This is a genomic window from Acinetobacter sp. SA01, assembly GCF_011319235.1.
Lineage (GTDB): Bacteria > Pseudomonadota > Gammaproteobacteria > Pseudomonadales > Moraxellaceae > Acinetobacter.
Genome location: NZ_WXXM01000058.1, coordinates 1 through 420, shown reverse-complemented (window position 1 = coordinate 420; position 420 = coordinate 1). Strand labels below are relative to the sequence as shown.

The following is a 420-nucleotide window of genomic DNA, read 5'->3' as shown; positions in this document are numbered from 1 at the left end:
TGATACTTGGTGCTGTACCTGAGCCATCCGGGGTAAACGTTGCCGTCCAGGTCTGGCCAGTTGCATCCGGTGTGATCGCACTTAAGCTGCCACCCACTACAATCACATCACCTTGGCTAAAGCCGCTGACCGGCTCATTAAAGCTGAAAGTAATCGTGGTACTTTCACCTGCTGCAAGTTTCAGATCAGCAGCACTGATGGTTAATGTCGGTGCTGTCGTGTCAACTGCATAGCTTTCTGTCGCAATAGCCGTGAAGCTATTACCCGCAAGATCATGAACCAAGACGCTGCCATTGATTTTGCTGTCGCTATCCGCTGCAAGATCACTACCTGCAACATCAACATTCCACAAGCCACCACTTTGAACAGTTGTGTTATACAACTTGCCGTTAATGTTGAGGCTGACGACATCACCAAGCT

1 protein-coding gene is annotated in these 420 nt (G+C 49.3%); it reads right to left on the bottom strand.

Annotated elements, in window-relative coordinates:
- On the bottom strand, window positions 1-420 hold a 420-nt coding region (locus tag GTU69_RS16975), incomplete at both ends, for an Ig-like domain-containing protein (protein WP_240921752.1).